Consider the following 378-nt stretch of genomic DNA (forward strand, 5'->3'; position numbering starts at 1 on the left):
CGTCGATGTGAAACCACTCGATGATCCCATGGAGCCCGTGATGTCAGTCACTGACGAGGTACTGACAGTGCGCAACGCCAGCCATAACGCCTTGTTTGCTTTTATGTTGCCAATGATGCTTGCCAGTTGGTTTATGGCCTTCATTGGCTATGACATGTTTTGGCCAGACCTTAAAGGGATCGAGCAGTCTACCAACCAATATATTCAGTTGAGAAAAGAGATGTTCGGTGACGATTACTTCGAACTAACAGAAAACCCTTCGTCTATTAAGGAGTACAATCTGGTTGGCGATGACGGCAAAGTAAGCTGGAAGGAGTACATTGAATTTAGGAAAGATGATTATGGGGGTGGTCTGGCAGACCTGGTGTTTGACTTTGT

Annotated in this window: 1 protein-coding gene; it reads left to right on the forward strand. The window is 46.0% G+C overall.

The features are described 5' to 3' along the window. Nucleotides 1-40 precede the first annotated feature (40 nt). Nucleotides 41-378: hypothetical protein (locus LRP50_RS25555; protein ID WP_274167194.1), on the forward strand; the 338-nt coding region annotated here is incomplete at its 3' end.

Source organism: Enterovibrio gelatinilyticus (assembly GCF_028683095.1).
GTDB lineage: Bacteria > Pseudomonadota > Gammaproteobacteria > Enterobacterales > Vibrionaceae > Enterovibrio > Enterovibrio gelatinilyticus.